We start from the raw sequence: 19,281 nt of genomic DNA, 5'->3' as shown, positions 1-19,281 counted from the left end.
TTACCTGTGGTCGCGGGCCAGCCGGCGTTCGAGATACATCGAGTATCGCGACATGCCGAAGCAGATCAGAAAGAAGATGAAGCCGACGAAGATATACGGCTCCCAATAGATGCCCTTCCAGCTTGTGCTGGCGCGCACCGCGTCGGACATGGATTTCAGCGGGTCATACAGGCCCACGAAGGTCACAAGGGTCGTGTCCTTGAACATGCCGATGAAGGTGGACACGATGCCGGGGATGGAAATCTTCAGCGCCTGCGGCAGCACGATCAGCCGCTGCGCTTTCCAGTAATCCAGGCCCAGGGCATCGGCGGCCTCGTATTGGCCCTTGGGCAGGGCGGCCAGCCCGCCTCGGATCACCTCGGCCATGTAGGCCGAGGAAAACAGCGTTACCATGATGATGACGCGCAGGATGATGTCGAAATTCGTGCCCGGCGGCATGAAATAGTTCAGCAGCAAGGACGCCACGAACAGCAGCGCGATCAGCGGCACGCCCCGGATGAATTCGATGAAGATCACCGCCAGCGATTTCACCAGGAACATGTCGGACCGCCGCGCCAGGGCCAGCACGATCCCCAGGGGCAGCGACAGCGCGATCCCGGAAATGCCGATGGTGATCGACAAAAGGAATCCCCCGAAGCGGTCGGATGCAACGGCGGGAATCGCCAGCGAAACGATGCTTTCCGCATCCCGCGCCGCCTCGCCTGCATAGCCTATCCACCACAGAACCGGGATGACCAGGGCCGCGACGACCGCCAGCAGGCTGGATACAGGATGCAGCACCCGCCAGACGATCCAGCCCAGGATCGGCCCGGCCAGAACCATGATCGGTCCCCAGGCCGACCCGCCCCACAGGAACCACACCCCCATCAGCGGATACAGGATCGAAAACACCAGCAGCCAGGACACATGCCGTTCGGAAATCAGCAGCCCGCCGATCAGCACGACGGCGGCAAAGACCAGCCAGGCGGCGGGCGCATTCAAGGACAGCATCAGCCACAGCGTCAGAACGGTCGTCACGCCCAGCACGATCCGGCGGATCCCCGGCGATTCGGAAAACAGCACAGGCGCCAGGGCCACGAACAGCAGGCCAAAGGCCATGGTAGGGCGCCAATACAATTCTACCGGATAGAAGCCATAGACATACTGGTTCCACCGTTCGCGGATCACGGCCCAGCAGGCGCCGCGCGCGCCCTCGCCCCAGGTTTCCGCAATGATCTGGCGGCATTCGGACAGGCTGCCTGCATTCCAGACCCCATGAGCGAACCAGTCCCAGAAATGACTGACCAGGAACCAGACGACCAGGACGCCAAGGATGGTCAGGACCGTATTGACCGGACCCGAGAACAGGTTCTGCCGCAGCCAGCGGACCGCGCCAGCCTCTCGCACCGGGGGCTCGGCGGGGGGCAGCATGGTGTCGCGGACAAAGGGGACGGTCTGGGCGTGGGTGTCGCTCATCTCACCGCTCCTTCAGCTTGACGCGGGCGTTGAACAGGTTCATCCCGGCCGAGATAATCAGGCTGAGAACCAGATAGACGCCCATCATCAGCACGATGGATTCCAGTTCCCGCCCCGTCTGGTTCAGCGTGGTCCCGCCCAGCGTGCCCTTGATGTCCATATAGCCCACGGCGATGGCCAGCGAACTGTTCTTCATCAGGTTCAGGTATTGCGAGATCAGCGGCGGGATGATGACCCGCAGCGCCTGGGGCAGGATCACCAGGCTCATGGTCCGGCGCGGGCGCAGGCCCAGGGCGAAGGCGGCCTCGGATTGGCCCCGGCTGACGGCCAGGATCCCGCCGCGCACGATTTCCGCGATGAAGGCGCCGGTATACAGCGTCAAGGCCAGCCACAGCGCGACCAGCCCGTTGGCCACGTTCAGGCCACCGGCAAAGTTGAAGCCGCGCAGTTCCGGCGGGATCAGGTGCAGGCCGAAATACCAGATCAGCAGCAGCGACGGCACGGTCATGACCGCCAGGCTCATCCACCAGGTCGTCGGACGGCTGCCGGTCTGATCCTGCACCCGCTGCGCCCAGGCACCGATCATCCGCCGGACGATCCAGCCCGCGACCAGCACCACGACAAAGGCGATGGTCGCCCAGTTGAACGTGATCCGCGCGCCCAGATCCAGGCTGCCCGGATCGTTGGTCATCGCCAGCGTCGGGATCGCGGTATAGCGGTTGGTCAGCGCCACATGGTCGAACAGGATCATGGAGGCGGCCGGATCGTCGCCCCGGAAGGCGTTGGGCGGCGGCATCACCTCGGTGAAGACGGCAAAGACGATCAGGATCCACAGCAGCAGGGGGACGTTGCGGAACGCCTCGACATAGACGGTCATCAGCCGCGCGATCAGCCAGTTGTTCGACAGCCGCGCCACACCGGCGACGATGCCGACGACCGTCGCCGCGATGCAGCCCAGGATCGACACGATCAGCGTGTTCAGCAGGCCCACGAAGGCCGCGCGCAGATGCGTGTCGTCCGAGGTATAGGGAATCGGCGTCTGCGGGATGTCGTATCCCGCCCGCTGCCACAGGAAGCCGAAGTCGAAATCCTTGCCCAGGGCCGCCAGGTTGCGGATCGTGTTGTTGACCAGCCACCAGGCCAGGGCCATCACCAGGATGAAGACGATCACCTGGAAGGTCATCGACCGATAGCGCCGATCATAGATCAGCATACTGGGCCGGAACGGCGGATTACCCGGCGCTGACATGTCCGTCATTCGCTTTTACCCCTGTAGCCGGCCATGGCCTTTGCGGCGTTTCGTGCGACCGGTCTTTTCATTATGGGAAGGGGGCGCGATCGCGCCCCCTTCGGTCTTGTCCGGCCCTTAACGGAAGGGCATCGCGTACATCAGGCCGCCCTGGGTCCACTGGGCGTTCAGGCCGCGCGCCAGGCCGATCGGGGTCTGTTCGCCGATATTGGCCGCGAAGATCTCGCCATAGTTGCCGCTGGCCATGATGGCGCGCTTGGCCCATTCCTTGTCCAGCCCGATCATCGCGCCCAGATCGTCGGTCACGCCCAGCAGGCGCTGAACCTCGGGGTTCTGGGACGAGCTGGTCAGTTCCTCGATATTGGCCGAGGTGATGCCGTATTCCTCGGCCGCGATCAGCGCGTACAGCGTCCAGCGGACGATGTCGCCCCAGTTGTTGTCGCCGTGGCGCACCGCCGGTCCCAAGGGTTCCTTGGAGATGATCTCGGGCAGGATGATGTGGTTTTCCGGGTCGGCGAAGGCCGCGCGGGTGGCGGCCAGGCCCGATGCGTCGGTCGTATAGGCGTCGCAGGCGCCTGCCATGTATTGCTGCTCGCCCTCGGCATTGCTGTCGATATTGACGGGCGAATAGGTCATGTTGTTGGCCTTGAAGTAATCGGCCAGGTTCAGTTCCGTGGTGGTGCCGGTCTGGATGCAGACGGTCGCGCCCTCCAGCTCCTTGGCCGAGGTCACGCCCAGATCCTTGCGCACCATGAAGCCCTGGCCGTCATAATAGTTGACGCCGACGAAATCGAGCTTCAGGTCGGTATCGCGCGAAAACGTCCAGGTCGAGTTCCGGGCCAGCAGGTCCACCTCGCCCGAGGACAGCGCGGTAAAGCGCGTCTGGCCGGTGGTGGGAACGTATTTCACCTTGCTTGCATCGCCCAGCACGGCGGCGGCGACGGCCTTGCAGATATCGACATCGAAGCCCGTCCAGTTGCCGTTCGCATCCGGCGCCGCGAAACCGACAAGGCCGGTGTTCACGCCGCAGTTCAGCTCGCCCCGCGCCTTCACGTCGGCCAGCGTGTCGGCCATGCCCGCCCCCGCCATCAGCGTGGCGGCGGCGACGGTGCCCAGAAATACCGAAGTCTTCATCTCTACCCCTTTGTTGGTTGCCGTCCCGGCCCCGCCCGGACGTCACCCGGACCTTTGCGGCCGGGCGTTTCGCGAAAGCCCCCGCAAGGGGCATCCCATAGGCAACATAGTGCCGATCCTTCCCGGTGCGTCAAGCGCGGCGCCCCGGAAGCGGGCACATTCAACCCGTGCGCGACAGATGCCACAACCGTTCGGCGTCCAGCATCGCCACCCTGCGGCTTTCGGCGGCAAGGCGCGCCTCGTCGTCCTGGCCCCATTGCTCGGCCTGGAAATCCTCGTCGATGCGGGACAGGCGGAAGGCCGTCCCGGCGTCGATCCGGCCCCGGATGACGGCCAGGCCCAGGACCAGCGAACCGGGCAGTGTCACAAGATCGTGCAGCGCGGTCAGGCCGAAGGCGTCCAGTGCCGCGACATGGCCGTGCAGCCGGGCCAGGGCCTCGCGGTCCTGGGCGATGGGGATGACGCCGTGGGTGATGCGCAGGGGCGCGCGCAGATCGGTCGCCGCCCAGTCGATCAGGGGATCCCAGCCCTGGGCCTGGCGCCGCGCCAGTTCGACGGGCTGGTCGGCGCGATAGGACAGAAGGTCGGTGCCGCCATAATCGGCAAGCATGGCCGCGACATCGGCGAACTGGGGCGTCACCTTCTCGATGGCGGAATTGGCGGCGCGGGTCAGCGGCATGGCATGGGGGTCGATCACATCGTCCTGCGCATCCCATTCGGCCGCAACCGCCGCGGCCAGGGCGGGCGTCGGCAGCAGCAGCGGCAGCTTGCCGGGGGTGCGCAGGGGGCGGTCGTCCAGGGCGATCTCGAAACCCTCATCGGCGGGCCGGACCGAAACCGCCTTCCAGAACCGCCGCGCCTTCCATTCGCTCATGCCGCCTTACCTCTTTTCAATGCGCGCCTGTGGGTGGGAAGCTGCCTGTGCGCAGGCGATGCGAGTATGGCTGTCATGCTGGCTGTCGATCAGCGTGCCGTCGAGATCGAAGACGACCAGCTTCATTCGGCATCCGCGAAAGGATCGTCCGGCACGTCGTTTTCATGCCAGCCCAGCGTCTTCCAGGTCCGCGCCATGTGGTCGGGCAAGGGCGCGGTCAGGGTGATGCGTTTCTTGGTGATCGGATGGTCGAAGGACAGGCTGCGGGCGTGCAGGTGCAGCTTCCTGCTGATCTCTCCGCCCAGCTGCGCGCCCCAGCCGTCGCCCAGGTTTTCCTGCCCCGAGCCGCCATATTTGCCGTCCCCGACGATGGGATGGCCCAGTTCGGCCATATGCGCGCGCAACTGATGGGTCCGCCCGGTGATCGGCACCAGCGCGCACCAGCTTGCCCGCGTGCCCAGGGCGTCCAGCACGGCGTAATCGGTGGTGGCGCGCTTGGCGCCCTCGGTCGTGTCGATGTCGCGGGGATGGACGGCGATCATCTTTTCGTTGTCGCCACGCCCGGCCCCACCCTTGACCAGGCCGAAACGGATCGTTCCCATGCGCGGATGCGGCACGCCCGCCACCGCCGCCCAATAGATCTTGCGGGTGGTGCGCGACCGGAAAGCCTCGGACAGGGCCCGCGCGATGCGGTCGGTGCGCGCCAGCAGCAGCACCCCCGAGGTATCCTTGTCCAGCCGATGCACCAGCTTGGGCCGGTCCTTGTAGCCGAACATCAGCGCCGTGGTCAGCCCGTCGACATGCCGGTCGCCCTGCCCGCTGCCGCCCTGGCTGGGCAGGCCCGGAGGCTTGTTCAGGGCGATGATATGGTCGTCCTTCCACAGCACGGCGGCCTGGATCATCTGCTGGTCGCTGTCCGACACGCGCGGCCCCAGCGGGCGGCCGGCGCGCGCCGGCGCGGGGGCGGCATCGGGCAGCGGCGGGATGCGCACCTCCTGCCCAGCCTCGATCCGGGTCGCGGGCTTCACGCGGCCGCCGTCGATGCGCAATTGCCCGGTGCGGCACAGCTTCTCGATGGCGATCTGGCCCAGCTGCGGGAATTTCTTCCTCAGCCAGCGGTCGAGGCGTTGTTCCCCCTCGCCCTCGCCGACGCGGATCGTCTGGACGCCGCTCATACGAAAATCCCCCGGCCGATCATCAGGCCCGCAAGGACCGCCAGCAGCGACAGCAGCACGGATCCCGCGACATACAGCGCCGCCGACGCCCCCTGCCCGCCTTCCCACAGGGTCAGCGCGTCCAGTGAAAAGGCCGAAAAGGTCGTGAAACCGCCCAGGACACCGGTCAGCAGAAAGGGCGCCCAGGCCCCGCCGCGCACCGCCAGCACCGAAGCCAGCAGGCCCATGATCAGGCTGCCAGCGACATTGACGGCAAGTGTCGCCAGCGGAAAGCCCTGCACGGGCATCGCGCGATACACGCCAAGGCGGGCCACCGATCCGATGGCGCCGCCGATGGCGACCTGAAGATATGGGTTCATCATGGGCCGGTCCTGTGCCGGGACGCGCGCAAAGTCAACCGCCGCGCTTCAGCCGCTGCGACACGAACCAGTCCAGCCGCTTCTTCAGTTCCCGTTCGAAGCCGCGTTCGACCGGGACATACAGAACCGGGCGCTTCATGCCGTCGGGGAAATAGTTCTGCCCCGAAAAGCCGTCCTCGGCGTCGTGGTCATAGGCATAGCCCGCGCCATAGCCCTGTTCCTTCATCATCTTCGTCGGCGCGTTCAGGATATGGGCGGGCGGCATCAGGCTGCCGGTCCGCCGCGCCTCGGCCCGCGCGGCCTTGTAGGCGACGTATCCGGCATTCGACTTCGGCGCCAGCGCCAGATAGATCACCGCCTGCGCCAAGGCCAGTTCGCCCTCGGGACTGCCAAGCCGTTCATACAGCGCCCAGGCGTCCAGGCAATGGCGCTGCGCCGCCGGATCGGCCAGGCCGATATCCTCGACCGCCATGCGGGTGATGCGGCGGGCGAGATAGCGCGGATCCTCGCCCCCCTCCAGCATCCGGCCCAGCCAGTATAGAGCCGCATCCGGGTCGGACCCGCGCACCGATTTGTGCAGGGCGGAAACCAGGTTGTAATGTTCGTCGCCCGACTTGTCGTATTTCGCCGCCCGCCGCATCAGCCGCTGCGCCATGGCGGGCTGGTCGACCGGCGTGTCGGTCTTCCAGGCCGCCACCTGCTCGATCAGGTTCAGGGCGGCGCGGCCGTCTCCGTCGGCCATCTCCAGCAGCGCCTCGCGCGCCTCGGCCGTCAGGGGCAGCTTGCGGCCCAGTTCCCGTTCGGCGCGCTGCGCCATCAGTTCCAGATCGCGCAGCGACAGGCGCTCCAGCACGATGACCTGCGCCCGCGACATCAGTGCGGTGTTCAACTCGAAGGACGGGTTTTCGGTCGTCGCACCGACCAGAAGGATCGTCCCATCCTCCATATAGGGCAGGAAACTGTCCTGCTGCGCCTTGTTGAAGCGGTGGATCTCGTCCACGAACAACAGCGTGCCGCGCCCTTGGCCGTGGCGCAGCTTCGCGGCCTCGAACACCTTGCGCAGCTCGGGGACGCCGGAAAAGATCGCGCTGATCTGCACGAAGGCCAGATCGGTCTCGTCCGCCAGCAGGCGGGCGATGGTGGTCTTGCCGACGCCGGGCGGGCCCCACAGGATCAGCGAGGACAGGCTGCGCGACGCCAGCATCGACCCCAGCGGTCCGTCCGGGCCAAGCACCTTGTCCTGGCCGATCACATCGCCCATGCGCACGGGGCGGATGCGGTCGGCCAAGGGTCGCACCGCCGGGGTCGGCGGCGGATCGGACAAGGGGCTGGCGTCGAACAGGTCGGGCATGATGCCGTCAATGTAGGACGGCCGATGGGCTGCGAACAGCCCCCGCCGTCAATGCATCTTCGGCGCGAGGTTGATCGCGACGCACTGGAAATGGCCGTCGTCGATCCACATGACCCGGCCGATCGCCTCGGCTTCCAGGCCGCAGCGGCCATACCACCGGGGCCAGGACGCGCCGGTCAGCGCGATCAGCCGCGTCGCGCCCAGTTCGCGGGCCGATCCCGTCATGGCCTCGACCATCTTGAAATGGACCTTGCGGCGATACATCTGCGGGATGTCGTGGCTGACAAAAACGCGCGAACATTCCCAGACATGAGGATCGACCGGCGCGGGGGCGTCCAGCAGATCCTGGGGGATCGACCCGCCCAGGATGCCGTTCTGCGCATCGCGGATCATATAGCTGTAGATTCCGCAGCGGGCGGTCGTGGGCGTCAGGCGGAAGCCCGCCAGGATCTCGCCCTTGTCATGGACGGCGATCCAGCGGCTCTGCGGCGTGTCGTACTGATCGAACTCCATGTCCTCGGCCTCGGGCAGATCCCAGTTCTTCTGGATGATGAAGCTCTGCTTGCGGGCGCGGAACAGCTTGGCGAACAGGTCGCCGTGGTTGTGGAGGTTCGAAAAGGAAAGCGTGGTCGTCTGCATTGTCATTCTCCTGGGGTGTAAGGACAGCCCCTCCTTGCGTCCCGGATCCCCTGGGCGAACGCCTAAAGCAGGCGGTATTCCTTGGCCCTCTGCAACGCCTCGGCGGTCGTGCGGGCCTTCAGTCTTTCCCGGACTGAGATCAGCCTTGCCTTGAACGCGCTTTCGGTGATGCCAAGCTTGGCCGCCGCTGCCGCATGACGATCGCCCTCCGCGACGCAACGAAGGGCATCTTTCTGAGCCTTGGTCAGGCTCGCCGGCGGCTCCGTTGAATCGTGAAGCCGACGTACCGTGGTCGAGATCTCGGCGATCTCGTCATCCGTGAATTCGCGGTCGTCGCGGGCGAAGCTGGCGATGGTGCGCGAATTGATCGGCCCGCAAGAGACCGTCAGCCCGAATGTCAGGCCATGGTTCGCCGCGTCCTTCAGGATACTGAACGGATCCGGGATCGGCAGACTGGACCAGCGGCAGGCCCCCGTCGTCGAAAATCCCCAGGCGATCGTCGGATCGCGCAGCGCATAGCCATTCTGGGAATAGAAATCCGCCCATTCCTGCGCATAGGTCTGAAATTGCATCAAGGGGGCGGCAAAACGGATATGCACGCCCACGAAATAGCCCGCCGGGGCAAGTTTTCCCAGTTTCTGCAGGCCAGCATTGATATCGGCGCGTGATGACATGACTTTTTAGACAAATTGCGTTCGAAGGCGTCAACGTACAAAGTAGTATTGGAGCATAATAGTTGCCATATCCTTAATGGGATAGGAGATTCCGCCGATGCGGCTATCCAGCGACGTCCTGCCGCTGCCGGTCTATCTTCGCCAGCAACTGCTGGCGATGCCCTTGACGGCGGATGAGCGGCAAGACGCAGCCCGCGCGATTTCCAAGGCTATCAGCCCGCTGGCGCCCGGCCAACTGTGCCGCAACGTCACGAAAAACGCCCCGCAACCGGAGGGGCTGCGAGGCGTCTGATTCGATCAGCCGAAAGAGGCGGCGTTATTCGGCCTCGGCAGCTTCGACGCGGGCGCGGTCGGCCGCACCCTTGGCCGAGGTGTCGCGGTCCACGAATTCGATGATCGCCATCGGTGCCATGTCGCCATAGCGGAAACCGGCCTTCAGGACGCGGACATAGCCGCCCTGGCGGTCCTTGTAACGCGCGCCCAGCACGTCGAACAGCTTGGCGACATACTGGTCCTGCTTCAGCTGCGCGGCGGCCTGGCGGCGGGCGTGCAGGTCGCCGCGCTTGGCCAGCGTGATCAGCTTTTCGACGATGGGGCGCAGTTCCTTGGCCTTGGGCAGGGTCGTCTTGATCTGCTCGTGCTCGATCAGGGATCCGGCCATGTTGGCCCACAGGGCCTTGCGGTGTTCATGGGTGCGGTTGAGGCGGCGATAGCCACGGGCGTGACGCATGATGATTCTCCGTTAACGTGTTTTGCTTTGTCCGGCGACCCATGCGTGGCGGGCCGCTCTCCTTGGGGCGGGATGCCCGGTCGTGCGGGGGCGGCGGACCGCCCCCGAAAGGCTCAGAACTGGTCGTCGAACCGTTTCGCCAGATCCTCGATGTTTTCCGGCGGCCAGTCGACCACGTCCATGCCCAGGTGCAGGCCCATGCCCGACAACACTTCCTTGATCTCGTTCAAGGACTTGCGGCCGAAGTTCGGGGTCCGCAGCATCTCGGCCTCGGTCTTCTGGATCAGGTCGCCGATATAGACGATGTTGTCGTTCTTCAGGCAGTTGGCCGAACGCACCGACAGTTCCAGCTCGTCCACCTTCTTCAGCAGGCGCGGGTCGAATTCCAGCCCGTCCTCGGCGTCCTGGCGGTTGGCCGATTCGGGTTCGTCGAAGTTCACGAAGACCGACAGCTGGTCCTGGACGATGCGCGCGGCATAGGCCACGGCGTCTTCCGGGGTCAGCGAGCCGTCGGTTTCGATCTTCATCGTCAGCTTGTCATAGTCCAGCACCTGCCCCTCGCGGGTGGGCGTGACTTCATAGCTGACACGCTTGACGGGCGAGAAGATCGCGTCGATCGGGATCAGCCCGATGGGCGCGTCCTCGGGGCGGTTCCTGTCGGCCGCGACATAGCCCTTGCCGGTCTGCACGGTCAGTTCCATGTTCAGGTCGGCGCCGTCGTCCAGGTGGCAGATGACGTGATCGCGGTTCAGCACCGTGATCCCGGCGGTTTCCTGGATGTCGCCCGCCTTGACCTCGCCCGGTCCCTTCGCGGACAGGGTCAGGCGCTTCGGCCCCTCCACGTCCATCTTCAGCGTCACGCCCTTGAGGTTCAGGACGATGTCCGTCACGTCCTCGCGGACGCCGGGGACGCTGCTGAACTCGTGCAGCACGTTGTCGATCTGGACCGAGGTGATGGCCCCGCCTTGCAGCGAGGACAGCAGCACGCGGCGCAGCGCGTTGCCCAGCGTCAGGCCGAAGCCCCGCTCCAGCGGTTCGGCGACCAGCGTGGCGGTGCGGGTGGCATCCGCGCCAGGCTTGACAACCAATTGCGTCGGCTTGATCAGCTCGGCCCAATTCTTGTGGATCATGCGTTTGCCTCCATTCTTGCTTCCGCCCCATGTCCGTGGTCGGAAACGCCCGAGGTTGAAAACGGAAAAGGCCGGACCGCGCGAAGGACGCGCGATCCGGGGAATCGCTACCTGAAAATCAGACGCGGCGGCGCTTCGGCGGGCGGCAGCCGTTATGCGCGATCGGAGTCACGTCGCGGATCGCGGTGATGTTGAAACCGACCGAGGCCAGGGCGCGGAGCGCCGATTCGCGGCCCGAGCCGGGGCCCTGCACTTCGACTTCCAGGGTGCGGACGCCGTGTTCCTGCGCCTTGCGGCCCGCGTCTTCTGCGGCCATCTGCGCGGCATAGGGGGTCGATTTGCGCGAGCCCTTGAAGCCCATGGTGCCGGCGGACGACCACGAGATCGCGTTGCCCTGCACGTCGGAAATCAGGATCTTGGTGTTGTTGAAGCTGGAATTCACATGCGCAACGCCCGTGGCGATGTTCTTGCGTTCCTTGCGCTTCATGCGGGTCTTGTCGCGTGCCATGTCCGTTGCCCCTTATTTCTTCTTGCCAGCGATGGGTTTTGCCGGGCCTTTGCGGGTGCGGGCATTGGTATGGGTGCGCTGGCCGCGGACCGGCAGGCCGCGGCGGTGACGCAGGCCGCGATAGGAACCCAGGTCCATCATGCGCTTGATGTTCATCTGCCGTTCGCGGCGCAGATCGCCCTCGACCGTCAGGTTCGCGTCGATATATTCGCGGATTTGCAGCACTTCGGCATCCGACAGATCGTTCACGCGGCGGGCGCGGTCGATGCCGACGGCCTCGCAGATCTGTTCGGCATACATCGGGCCGATGCCGTGGATATAGGTCAGGGCGATCGGGACGCGCTTCCCGGTCGGAATGTTGACGCCAGCAATACGAGCCACGCGTTTTTCCTTCATGGTTGCGGTTCCGTAGCCCCGGAACCTTTTTTCACAACGCAAGGCCCGAAAGCAACGCCTTCGGGCCAGACAATGGGCCACCCCAGAGGAGTGATTCTCTTGCGAGATGACGTGCATTAAAGGCCGGTAAAGGAAAGGTCAAGCCTTTTCGTCCAGAACCCTCGCGATCTGGGCGGCAACCTCATCCATGGCGGCCATGCCATCGACCTGATGCAGGTCGCCCTTGGCATAGTAATAGCCCAGCAAGGGCGCGGTCTTCTTGTAGTATTCCCGCAGCCGGTCGGAAAACACCTCCGGCGTGTCGTCCTTGCGGACAGGCTCGCCCGCCGCCATCGACTGTTCGGCGCGCTTGACGATGCGATCGACCAATGCGCCGTCGTCGACCTTCAGCTCGATCGCCGCATCCAGTTGCATCCCCGTGTCGCGGAGCAACTGGCCCAGTGCATCCGCCTGCGCTAGCGTGCGCGGAAAGCCGTCGAAGATGAAGCCCTTGCCGCCCTCGGCCAGCCTTTCGCGGATCAGGCCGATGACGATCTCGTCCGTCACCAGCTCTCCCCGGTCCATGACCTCGGCCACGCGCTTGCCCATCTCGGTCCCCGAGGACCGGGCGGCGCGCAGCATGTCGCCGGTGGACAGCTGCACCAGGCCACGGTCGTCGACCAGCTTCTTGGCCTGGGTTCCCTTGCCGGCACCCGGCGGCCCCAGCAGAATGATATTGATCGTCATCTCAGGTCTGTCCCCCTCGTCAGCCCGTCGGGCCATTAGCGGCGCGACGGTGCGCGACGCGGCTTTGCGCTTCCCTCTTTGCGTTTACCACGCAACTGGGATTTCTCAATCAGGCCTTCGTACTGATGGGCCAGAAGATGGCTTTGCACCTGGTTGATCGTGTCCATCGTCACCGACACCACGATCAGGACCGAGGTGCCGCCGAAATAGAACGGCACCGACCACTGGTGGCGGATGATTTCCGGCAGCAGGCAGACGGCCGCCAGATAGGCCGCGCCGATCACCAGCACGCGGTTGACGACGTAATCCAGGTATTCCTCGGTCCGCTTGCCCGGCCGGATGCCGGGGATGAAGCCGCCCTGGTTCTTCAGGTTGTCGGCCACGTCGTCGGATTTGAAACTGACATTGTGGGTATAGAAATAGGCGAAGAAGACGATCATCGCCGCGAAGAACACCAGATACAGCGGCTGGCCCGGCCCGAAATAGGCCAGGATCGTGGACATGATCGGCCCGGTCTGGTTGCCAGAAAAGGTCGAGATCGTCACCGGCAGCAGCAGCAGCGACGAGGCGAAGATCGCCGGGATCACGCCCGCCGGGTTGACCTTGATCGGCAGGTGCGACGACTGGCCGTCATAGATCTTCATGCCGACCTGGCGCCGGGGATACTGGATGCGGATCTTGCGCAGCGCCCGCTCCATGAAGACCACGAAGGCGATCACGGCGACGACCATCACGATCACGCCCAGAATCACCGGGGTCGAGATCGCGCCGGACCGGCCCTGCGCGAAGAAGTTCGCCAGCGCCGCCGGGATTTCCGCGACGATGCCCACGAAAATGATCAGCGAGATGCCGTTGCCGATGCCGCGCGCGGTGATCTGTTCGCCCAGCCACATCAGGAACATGGTGCCGCCGACCAGGGTGATGACCACCGAGGCCTGGAAGAACAGGCCCGGATCATGGGCCAGCCCGCCCGCCTCCAGCGACTTGGCCAGGCCGAAAGCCTGGAACAGCGCCAGGGCCACGGTGCCATAGCGCGTGTACTGGTTGATCTTCTTGCGCCCCTGCTCGCCTTCCTTCTTCAGCTGTTCCAGCGAAGGCACCATCGAGGTGAGCAGCTGCACGATGATCGAGGCCGAGATATAGGGCATGATGCCAAGCGCGAAGACGCCCATCCGGCCCAGGGCGCCGCCGGTGAACATCGACAGGATGCCGCCGATGCCCGCCTGCGCCTGATCCATGAAGTTGCGCAGGGCCGCGCCGTCGATGCCCGGCACCGGGATATAGGTGCCCAGCCGATAGATGATCAGCAGCCCGATCGTGAACCAGATACGCTGGCGAAGTTCCGTGGCCTTGCCGAATGCGCTCCATGAAAGGTTCGCGGCCATCTGTTCTGCGGCTGACGCCATGTGTGTTACGTCCCGTGTCATGACAGCGCCGCCGACCCGTTTCCGGGGACCGGCGGCGCCAGGAAAACCTGTTCGCTATCTATGGGGCGGGAAGGCCCCGATCAACAGCTTATTCCGCCGCCGCTTCGGTCGCGACCGGCAGCGACACCTTGCCGCCCGCCTTCTCGACCGCCTCGACCGCCGCTTTCGACGCGCCGGTGACGCTGATGGTCAGGGCCGAGGTGACGTCGCCCTTGGCCAGCAGGCGGATGCCGTCCAGCTTGCGGCGCACCAGGCCCGAGGCGACCAGGGCGTCCTCGGTCAGGTCGGCCTTGGCGTCGATCTTGCCCGCGTCGATGAAGGACTGGATCTGGCCCAGGTTCACCACCGCGAAGGATTTCGCGTTCGGCTTGGTGAAGCCGCGCTTGGGCAGGCGGCGGTACAGCGGCATCTGGCCGCCTTCGTAACCGTTCAGCGCCACGCCCGAACGCGAGGTCTGGCCCTTGATACCCCGGCCGGCCGTCTTGCCCTTGCCCGAGCCGGGACCGCGCGCCACGCGCTTCTTCTTGCGGTTGGCGCCCTCGTTATCGCGGATTTCATGCAGTTTCATGTCGCTTCTCCTAGGCCGGACGCACCCCCGAAGCGATGATGGGGCGGACGCGGCATGTCGTGTTTCGTGAATCGGTGCCCATCGGCACCCGCGGGCGTATAGACGGAACGCCGGACTGCGGCAAGCCCCGCCTTGCGCGGCAACCGGACAAGCGGATGTGAGTTGCCCTTGCCGATCCCCGGATTATCAGGATGCCATGACCCGCCCCGCCCTTTTCCTTGCCGCGCTGCTGTCGGCCCCCCTTGCCGCCCAGGCGGAACCGGTCCTCTGCACCGCCCGCATCAATGCCCGCGACGTTCCCTTGGCCTATGACCGGGACGAGCCCGGCCTGCGCGATCATTTCAGCCGGCGGGAAATCCTCTTCACCTCCTGGGGCCGCGACACCTGCCCCAGCTATGTCGTGCTGCGCAGCCTGACGCCGGATCTGACGGATGACGAACGCGGCCCCTTCTGCCTGCGCCACGACAAGGCCAGCGATTCGATCCTCGGTTACGACCTGGGCCGCCGCGACGCCTATGGCCGTTGCGAAACGCCTGCCAAGACGGTCTGCCAAAGGGTCAACCGGACCAAGAACGCCGCCGTCGCCATCACCGGGGCTGCGGCGCGCGGGGCGATCAACGGTGCCCGCGCCCTGCCCGACGGATCGGGGGCGGTGATCCTCAGCGGATCGCAGGGCTATATCTCGGGCGTGCTGTCCTCGATCGGCGGGGCGGCGGCGGCCATGGCGTCGTCCCCGGCGATCGTGGCGGGGGCGGCGGTATCGGTGGTGGCCGTGGGCGGCGCGGTCTATGCCTGCCGCGAATAGGCTCAGAATTCCAGCCAGGTGCCGATCTTGAGGGCCGGTTCGCCGGGACCGGCCAGGGGGGCGATGATCCCGATTTCCAGCCGCGCCGGACCGGCCAGGTCATAGACCGCCGAACTGGCCAGCTTTGCCGAGAAATCGCTGTCCTTGCGCGCCTCAAGCCGCAACTGGTTCACCAGGGCCCAGGCGGGCGTGGGGCGGATGCCGACCGTCAGATCCAGCTTGGTCACGATCTCGGGCGTCAGATAGGCGTATTCGACCTGGGTCATGCCCTGCCGGACCCGGACCTCCTCGGTCTTGCCCGCCACCTTGACGCGGGCCTCGGTGGTCAGCCAGCCGCCGTCCCACAGGCCCGAAAAGCCGCGCCCCCACATCAGCGCGGCCTGGCTCAGCGGCAGCAGCTGGCCGTCCCGGCGGATCGCGCCGAAGCCCATCGCATAGGCCAGCCTGTTCGGCCCCTGCCCGCCGTCCAGGGATTTCTGATACCAGGCCATCGCCGTGGTTTCGCCGACATCGGTACGGCTGATCTCCAGGCCCAGGGTGCGGCGCCGGGCCAGCCCGTATTCGGCATAGAGCCCGGTAAAGGAATTGCCCGCCCGGTCGCGTTCGTCGGTCAGCGCGACGAAGGCCTGCCCCTGTTCGCGCGGCCAGGGACCGGCCTGGGCCAAGGTGCCCGCCAGAAGCCACGCCAGACATGCGCAGATGATACGCGCCACCCTGTTCCCCATCCGCTCGGCATTTCCGGCCAGATTTAGGGCGCAGAGGTTACGATATGGTTAACTGTTTGATCCCACGGTTTGATGGTGCGATCCTTTCTCAGGGATGGAGGGAAGCATTATGGGCCAGGTTCGTCACGGGAGCGCCACGACCACGCACGCCGTCAGAGCTGCAATACAACGATCGCAAGCTTCGCTCGCGACGCTGAGCCGGGAGCTCGGCATTAACCCCAAGACAGTGGCGAAGTGGCGCAAGCGAGCGACGGTCGATGATCTCAAGACAGGGCCGAAGGAGCCACGCTCCACGGTTTTGACAGAAGCCGAGGAGGCGGCCATCGTCGCGTTCAGGCTGCACACGCTTTTGCCGCTGGACGACTGCCTCTATGCCCTGCAGCCATCAATTCCACACCTGACACGCTCAGCGCTGCATCGGTGCCTTCAGCGCCACGGCATCTCTCGACTGCCCGACGTGGAAGGCGACAAGCCGAAACGGTCGAAGTTCAAGCGCTACCCTATCGGCTTCTTTCATATCGACATCGCCGAGGTGCAGACTGCTGAAGGCAAGCTTTACCTGTTCGTCGGCATTGACCGCACGAGCAAGTTTGCCGTGACCCAGCTCGTCGACAAGGCGGACAGGAAGACAGCTTGGGAGTTCCTGCAGCACATGCTCGAAGCCGTGCCCTATCAGGTCCATACCATCCTCACCGACAACGGTATTCAGTTCGCCGAGCAGCCTCGGAACCGGAACACCATCTATTCCAGACCTATGCGCTTTGACATGATCTGCGAGGCCAACGGCATTGAGCACCGCCTGACGAAGCCCAACCACCCGTGGACCAACGGTCAGGTCGAGCGGATGAACCGCACGATCAAGGACGCCACCGTCAAACGCTTTCACTACACCAGCCACGACGAGCTCCGCACGCATCTCGCCGACTTCATGGCAGCCTACAACTTCGCGCGTAGGCTCAAGACCCTCGGCGGCCTCACGCCCTACGAATACATCTGCAAGATCTGGACATCAGAGCCAGACAGATTCATCCTAAACCCGATCCACCAGATGCCGGGACTGAACAGTTAACGCCTGCACTGCCCGACGCGGACAAACGAAAACGCCCCGGATTCCTCCGGGGCGTTTCATCAGCGGTCCTTGCGGATTAGGCTTTTTCTTCGATGATCGTCACCAGATGCGGGATCTTGGCGACCATCCCGCGGATCGAGGGGGTATCCTCCAGTTCGCGGGTGCGGTTCATCTTGTTCAGGCCCAGGCCCTTCAGCGTCTCACGCTGGATGGCGGGGCGGCGGATCGGGCTGCCGATCTGCTTGACGACGATGGTTGCCATTCGCCTGTCTCCTTACGCTTCGACGGTTTCGGCGGCGGCTTCGGCAGCAGGCTTGTTGTCCTGCGGCAGGATGTCGGCCACCTTCTTGCCCCGACGCTGCGCGACCGAGCGGGGGCTGGCTTCCTTCTTCAGGCCGTCCAGCGTCGCGCGGATCATGTTGTAGGGGTTCTGCGAACCCTGCGATTTCGCGACGACGTCCTGCACGCCCAGCATCTCGAACACGGCGCGCATCGGACCACCGGCGATGATGCCCGTGCCCGGAACGGCGGTGCGCATGATCACCTTGCCCGCGCCGTGGCGGCCTTCGATGTCGTGGTGCAGGGTGCGGCCGTCGCGCAGGGGCACGCGAACCAGCGAACGCTTGGCCTGCTCGGTCGCCTTGCGGATCGCCTCGGGGACTTCCTTGGCCTTGCCCTTGCCGAAGCCGACGCGGCCACGCTGGTCGCCGACGACGACCAGGGCTGCAAAGCCGAAGCGCTTGCCACCCTTGACGGTTTTCGACACGCGGTTGATCGCGACAAGGCGATCCTGAAATTCCGGGTTTTCCTCGCGCTCTTCGCGGCGGCCCCGGCGGTTGTCACGTTCTGCCATATGGCATTCCTTTACAGGTGGCGCTTTGCGCCGGTTTGTTCAATCCAGGTGGGGCAGCCTTGACAGGCCGCCCCCCGGATCATCGGGGTGGCGTGTGCCGCCACCCGCAGGATCAGAACTTCAGGCCACCTTCGCGGGCGGCGTCGGCCAGGGCCTTCACCTTGCCGTGGAAGATGAAGCCGCCACGGTCGAAGACGACGTCCTCGACGCCCGCAGCCTTCGCACGCTCGGCGATCGCGGCGCCGATCTTGGCCGCGGCCTCGACGTTGTTCTTGCCGACCAGGCCGAAGTCCTTCTCCAGCGTGCTGGCCGAGGCCAGGGTCACGCCGTTCAGGTCGTCGATGACCTGGACCGAGATGTTCTTCGACGAGCGGTGGACCGACAGACGCGGACGGCCGTTCGACATCGCCCGCAGCTTGTTGCGAACGCGCAGGCGGCGCTTTGCGAACAGCTCTTGCTTTTTCAGTGCCATTTCATGCGCCCCTTACTTCTTCTTGCCTTCCTTGCGGAAGACGAACTCGCCCTTGTAGCGGATGCCCTTGCCCTTGTAGGGCTCGGGGCGGCGCCACTCGCGGATGTTCGCGGCCACCTGACCAACAAGCTGCTGGTCGATGCCTTCCACAATGATTTCGGTCTGCTTCGGCGCCGTGATCGTCACGCCGTCCGGCGTTTCGAAGTTCACGTCATGCGAATAGCCCAGGGCCAGCTTCAGGGTCTTGCCCTGCATCTGCGCACGATAGCCGACGCCCTGGATTTCCAGTTCCTTCTTGAAGCCTTCCGACACGCCGACCGTCAGGTTTTCCACCATCGAGCGGGTCAGGCCCCATTGCTGGCGGGCGCGTTTCGAAGTTCCGCGCGGTTTCACCGCGACCGCGCCTTCGTCCAGCACCAGATCCACATCGTCGGTCGCCGTGAAGCTGCGGGTGCCTTTCGGCCCCTTCACTTCGATCGTCTGACCCTTGATCTCGGCCGTCACGCCCTTGGGCAGCACGACCGGCTTCTTACCAATCCGAGACATTCTGCCCTCCTTAGAACACGGTGCAGAGGACTTCGCCGCCGACATTGGCATTGCGAGCCGCTGCATCCGACATGACGCCCTTGGGGGTCGAGACGATGGAGACGCCCAGACCCTGACGGACCTGCGGGATTTCCCGGGCGCCCGCATAGACGCGGCGGCCGGGTTTCGACACACGCGACAGTTCCCGGATGACCGGGGTGCCGTCATGGTATTTCAGACCGATTTCCAGTTCCTTGTGACCGGCATCGGTGGTGACTTCGTCATAGCCGCGGATGTAGCCTTCGGCTTTCAGCACGTCCAGAACCCAAGCGCGCAGCTTGGAGGCCGGGGTGCGCACGGTCGATTTGCCGCGCATCTGCGCATTGCGGATGCGGGTCAGCATATCGCCGAGAGGATCGTTCATCGACATGTTGCCC

At 65.1% G+C, this 19,281-nt stretch carries 26 protein-coding genes; 3 read left to right on the top strand and 23 right to left on the bottom strand.

What is annotated here, in order from left to right; all coding sequences use genetic code 11:
* From PXD02_RS03915 to PXD02_RS03870, 10 genes are all read right to left on the bottom strand, one after another.
* Positions 1-1,455 (bottom strand): amino acid ABC transporter permease, encoded by a 1,455-nt coding sequence (locus tag PXD02_RS03915; RefSeq protein WP_275105636.1) that lies wholly within the window; start codon positions 1,453-1,455, stop codon positions 1-3.
* A 1-nt stretch (position 1,456) separates the two neighbouring features.
* The gene (locus tag PXD02_RS03910) at positions 1,457-2,713 is read right to left on the bottom strand and encodes an amino acid ABC transporter permease (RefSeq protein ID WP_275105635.1); all 1,257 of its coding nucleotides are present in this window, start codon (positions 2,711-2,713) and stop codon (positions 1,457-1,459) included.
* 108 nt (positions 2,714-2,821) lie between these two features.
* Complete coding sequence (locus PXD02_RS03905) at positions 2,822-3,838, bottom strand: amino acid ABC transporter substrate-binding protein (protein WP_275105634.1); 1,017 nt, start codon at positions 3,836-3,838, stop codon at positions 2,822-2,824.
* A 160-nt stretch (positions 3,839-3,998) separates the two neighbouring features.
* The gene (locus PXD02_RS03900) at positions 3,999-4,712 is read right to left on the bottom strand and encodes an ATP12 family chaperone protein (protein WP_275105633.1); all 714 of its coding nucleotides are present in this window, start codon (positions 4,710-4,712) and stop codon (positions 3,999-4,001) included.
* Positions 4,713-4,718: 6 nt separating this feature from the next.
* Positions 4,719-4,838, bottom strand: a complete 120-nt coding sequence (locus PXD02_RS03895; RefSeq protein ID WP_275105632.1) for an HAD family hydrolase — start codon at positions 4,836-4,838, stop codon at positions 4,719-4,721.
* Positions 4,835-5,887 (bottom strand): RluA family pseudouridine synthase, encoded by a 1,053-nt coding sequence (locus PXD02_RS03890; RefSeq protein ID WP_275105631.1) that lies wholly within the window; start codon positions 5,885-5,887, stop codon positions 4,835-4,837. Before PXD02_RS03890 ends, PXD02_RS03895 begins: the two co-directional genes overlap by 4 nt.
* Entirely contained in the window at positions 5,884-6,249 is a 366-nt protein-coding gene (gene crcB / locus PXD02_RS03885; protein ID WP_275105630.1) for a fluoride efflux transporter CrcB, read from the bottom strand. Before crcB ends, PXD02_RS03890 begins: the two co-directional genes overlap by 4 nt.
* Before the next feature lie 31 nt (positions 6,250-6,280).
* Complete coding sequence (locus tag PXD02_RS03880) at positions 6,281-7,597, bottom strand: replication-associated recombination protein A (protein WP_275105629.1); 1,317 nt, start codon at positions 7,595-7,597, stop codon at positions 6,281-6,283.
* Positions 7,598-7,645: 48 nt separating this feature from the next.
* Positions 7,646-8,236 carry an acyl-homoserine-lactone synthase gene (locus PXD02_RS03875; RefSeq protein WP_275105628.1) on the bottom strand — a complete coding sequence of 197 codons (591 nt, stop codon included), beginning with the start codon at positions 8,234-8,236 and terminating at the stop codon, positions 7,646-7,648.
* 62 nt (positions 8,237-8,298) lie between these two features.
* Entirely contained in the window at positions 8,299-8,910 is a 612-nt protein-coding gene (locus PXD02_RS03870; RefSeq protein ID WP_275105627.1) for a helix-turn-helix transcriptional regulator, read from the bottom strand.
* Positions 8,911-9,007: 97 nt separating this feature from the next.
* Between PXD02_RS03870 and PXD02_RS03865 the strand changes: the two genes are divergently transcribed.
* Entirely contained in the window at positions 9,008-9,202 is a 195-nt protein-coding gene (locus PXD02_RS03865; protein ID WP_275105626.1) for a hypothetical protein, read from the top strand.
* A 24-nt stretch (positions 9,203-9,226) separates the two neighbouring features.
* On the opposite strand, the gene rplQ is transcribed toward PXD02_RS03865, so the two are convergent.
* From rplQ to rplO, 7 genes are all read right to left on the bottom strand, one after another.
* Positions 9,227-9,640: a 50S ribosomal protein L17 gene (gene rplQ / locus PXD02_RS03860; RefSeq protein WP_275105625.1), complete on the bottom strand. Its 414-nt coding sequence runs from the start codon at positions 9,638-9,640 to the stop codon at positions 9,227-9,229.
* 113 nt (positions 9,641-9,753) lie between these two features.
* Complete coding sequence (locus tag PXD02_RS03855) at positions 9,754-10,770, bottom strand: DNA-directed RNA polymerase subunit alpha (protein ID WP_275105624.1); 1,017 nt, start codon at positions 10,768-10,770, stop codon at positions 9,754-9,756.
* 118 nt (positions 10,771-10,888) lie between these two features.
* A complete protein-coding gene (rpsK, locus tag PXD02_RS03850) occupies positions 10,889-11,278 on the bottom strand; it encodes a 30S ribosomal protein S11 (RefSeq protein WP_089386342.1) in 390 nt (129 codons plus the stop codon).
* Between the two features lie 12 nt (positions 11,279-11,290).
* Entirely contained in the window at positions 11,291-11,659 is a 369-nt protein-coding gene (gene rpsM, locus PXD02_RS03845) for a 30S ribosomal protein S13 (RefSeq protein ID WP_089386341.1), read from the bottom strand.
* Positions 11,660-11,812: 153 nt separating this feature from the next.
* Positions 11,813-12,400, bottom strand: a complete 588-nt coding sequence (locus PXD02_RS03840; protein ID WP_275105623.1) for an adenylate kinase — start codon at positions 12,398-12,400, stop codon at positions 11,813-11,815.
* Between the two features lie 35 nt (positions 12,401-12,435).
* Complete coding sequence (gene secY / locus PXD02_RS03835; RefSeq protein ID WP_275105622.1) at positions 12,436-13,806, bottom strand: preprotein translocase subunit SecY; 1,371 nt, start codon at positions 13,804-13,806, stop codon at positions 12,436-12,438.
* Positions 13,807-13,915: 109 nt separating this feature from the next.
* Positions 13,916-14,395 carry a 50S ribosomal protein L15 gene (gene rplO / locus PXD02_RS03830; protein ID WP_275105621.1) on the bottom strand — a complete coding sequence of 160 codons (480 nt, stop codon included), beginning with the start codon at positions 14,393-14,395 and terminating at the stop codon, positions 13,916-13,918.
* Positions 14,396-14,591: 196 nt separating this feature from the next.
* On the opposite strand from rplO, the gene PXD02_RS03825 reads away from it, so the two are divergent.
* Positions 14,592-15,200: a hypothetical protein gene (locus PXD02_RS03825; RefSeq protein WP_275105620.1), complete on the top strand. Its 609-nt coding sequence runs from the start codon at positions 14,592-14,594 to the stop codon at positions 15,198-15,200.
* A 2-nt stretch (positions 15,201-15,202) separates the two neighbouring features.
* Here PXD02_RS03825 and PXD02_RS03820 read toward each other — a convergent pair whose 3' ends face one another.
* A complete protein-coding gene (locus tag PXD02_RS03820; protein ID WP_275105619.1) occupies positions 15,203-15,913 on the bottom strand; it encodes a hypothetical protein in 711 nt (236 codons plus the stop codon).
* Between the two features lie 121 nt (positions 15,914-16,034).
* On the opposite strand from PXD02_RS03820, the gene PXD02_RS03815 reads away from it, so the two are divergent.
* Positions 16,035-16,994: an IS481 family transposase gene (locus PXD02_RS03815; protein WP_275105618.1), complete on the top strand. Its 960-nt coding sequence runs from the start codon at positions 16,035-16,037 to the stop codon at positions 16,992-16,994.
* Positions 16,995-17,070: 76 nt separating this feature from the next.
* Here PXD02_RS03815 and rpmD read toward each other — a convergent pair whose 3' ends face one another.
* From rpmD to rpsH, 5 genes are all read right to left on the bottom strand, one after another.
* Positions 17,071-17,256 (bottom strand): 50S ribosomal protein L30, encoded by a 186-nt coding sequence (rpmD, locus tag PXD02_RS03810; protein WP_103173018.1) that lies wholly within the window; start codon positions 17,254-17,256, stop codon positions 17,071-17,073.
* Positions 17,257-17,268: 12 nt separating this feature from the next.
* Positions 17,269-17,847: a 30S ribosomal protein S5 gene (rpsE, locus tag PXD02_RS03805; RefSeq protein WP_126156010.1), complete on the bottom strand. Its 579-nt coding sequence runs from the start codon at positions 17,845-17,847 to the stop codon at positions 17,269-17,271.
* A gap of 112 nt (positions 17,848-17,959) precedes the next feature.
* Positions 17,960-18,319 carry a 50S ribosomal protein L18 gene (gene rplR / locus PXD02_RS03800; protein WP_275105617.1) on the bottom strand — a complete coding sequence of 120 codons (360 nt, stop codon included), beginning with the start codon at positions 18,317-18,319 and terminating at the stop codon, positions 17,960-17,962.
* A 12-nt stretch (positions 18,320-18,331) separates the two neighbouring features.
* Positions 18,332-18,865, bottom strand: coding sequence for a 50S ribosomal protein L6 (gene rplF, locus PXD02_RS03795; RefSeq protein ID WP_275105616.1), 534 nt, complete (start codon positions 18,863-18,865; stop codon positions 18,332-18,334).
* A gap of 10 nt (positions 18,866-18,875) precedes the next feature.
* On the bottom strand, positions 18,876-19,274 hold the full coding sequence (gene rpsH, locus PXD02_RS03790; RefSeq protein WP_275105615.1) for a 30S ribosomal protein S8: 399 nt from the start codon (positions 19,272-19,274) through the stop codon (positions 18,876-18,878).
* Between the last annotated feature and the right edge of the window lie 7 nt (positions 19,275-19,281).

This window comes from Paracoccus sp. S3-43, from assembly GCF_029027965.1.
In the GTDB taxonomy this organism is placed as follows: domain Bacteria; phylum Pseudomonadota; class Alphaproteobacteria; order Rhodobacterales; family Rhodobacteraceae; genus Paracoccus.
The sequence above is the reverse complement of the archived record's forward strand: the minus strand, read 5'-3'. Positions and strand labels throughout refer to the sequence as shown.

Bases quoted from the DNA above. Each gene is read 5' to 3' on its own strand.
- PXD02_RS03880 (WP_275105629.1), bottom strand. From the start codon at position 7,597: ATGCCCGACCTGTTCGACGCCAGCCCCTTGTCCGATCCGCCGCCGACC.
- PXD02_RS03905 (WP_275105634.1), bottom strand. From the start codon at position 3,838: ATGAAGACTTCGGTATTTCTGGGCACCGTCGCCGCCGCCACGCTGATG.
- PXD02_RS03875 (WP_275105628.1), bottom strand. From the start codon at position 8,236: ATGCAGACGACCACGCTTTCCTTTTCGAACCTCCACAACCACGGCGAC.
- PXD02_RS03825 (WP_275105620.1), top strand. From the start codon at position 14,592: ATGACCCGCCCCGCCCTTTTCCTTGCCGCGCTGCTGTCGGCCCCCCTT.
- PXD02_RS03915 (WP_275105636.1), bottom strand. From the start codon at position 1,455: ATGAGCGACACCCACGCCCAGACCGTCCCCTTTGTCCGCGACACCATG.
- rplF (WP_275105616.1), bottom strand. From the start codon at position 18,865: ATGTCTCGGATTGGTAAGAAGCCGGTCGTGCTGCCCAAGGGCGTGACG.
- PXD02_RS03815 (WP_275105618.1), top strand. From the start codon at position 16,035: ATGGGCCAGGTTCGTCACGGGAGCGCCACGACCACGCACGCCGTCAGA.
- secY (WP_275105622.1), bottom strand. From the start codon at position 13,806: ATGGCGTCAGCCGCAGAACAGATGGCCGCGAACCTTTCATGGAGCGCA.
- rpsE (WP_126156010.1), bottom strand. From the start codon at position 17,847: ATGGCAGAACGTGACAACCGCCGGGGCCGCCGCGAAGAGCGCGAGGAA.
- PXD02_RS03865 (WP_275105626.1), top strand. From the start codon at position 9,008: ATGCGGCTATCCAGCGACGTCCTGCCGCTGCCGGTCTATCTTCGCCAG.
- rpsK (WP_089386342.1), bottom strand. From the start codon at position 11,278: ATGGCACGCGACAAGACCCGCATGAAGCGCAAGGAACGCAAGAACATC.
- crcB (WP_275105630.1), bottom strand. From the start codon at position 6,249: ATGATGAACCCATATCTTCAGGTCGCCATCGGCGGCGCCATCGGATCG.
- rplR (WP_275105617.1), bottom strand. From the start codon at position 18,319: ATGGCACTGAAAAAGCAAGAGCTGTTCGCAAAGCGCCGCCTGCGCGTT.
- PXD02_RS03870 (WP_275105627.1), bottom strand. From the start codon at position 8,910: ATGTCATCACGCGCCGATATCAATGCTGGCCTGCAGAAACTGGGAAAA.
- rpmD (WP_103173018.1), bottom strand. From the start codon at position 17,256: ATGGCAACCATCGTCGTCAAGCAGATCGGCAGCCCGATCCGCCGCCCC.
- PXD02_RS03890 (WP_275105631.1), bottom strand. From the start codon at position 5,887: ATGAGCGGCGTCCAGACGATCCGCGTCGGCGAGGGCGAGGGGGAACAA.
- PXD02_RS03840 (WP_275105623.1), bottom strand. From the start codon at position 12,400: ATGACGATCAATATCATTCTGCTGGGGCCGCCGGGTGCCGGCAAGGGA.
- rpsH (WP_275105615.1), bottom strand. From the start codon at position 19,274: ATGTCGATGAACGATCCTCTCGGCGATATGCTGACCCGCATCCGCAAT.
- rplQ (WP_275105625.1), bottom strand. From the start codon at position 9,640: ATGCGTCACGCCCGTGGCTATCGCCGCCTCAACCGCACCCATGAACAC.
- PXD02_RS03855 (WP_275105624.1), bottom strand. From the start codon at position 10,770: ATGATCCACAAGAATTGGGCCGAGCTGATCAAGCCGACGCAATTGGTT.
- PXD02_RS03895 (WP_275105632.1), bottom strand. From the start codon at position 4,838: ATGAAGCTGGTCGTCTTCGATCTCGACGGCACGCTGATCGACAGCCAG.
- PXD02_RS03910 (WP_275105635.1), bottom strand. From the start codon at position 2,713: ATGACGGACATGTCAGCGCCGGGTAATCCGCCGTTCCGGCCCAGTATG.
- rplO (WP_275105621.1), bottom strand. From the start codon at position 14,395: ATGAAACTGCATGAAATCCGCGATAACGAGGGCGCCAACCGCAAGAAG.
- PXD02_RS03900 (WP_275105633.1), bottom strand. From the start codon at position 4,712: ATGAGCGAATGGAAGGCGCGGCGGTTCTGGAAGGCGGTTTCGGTCCGG.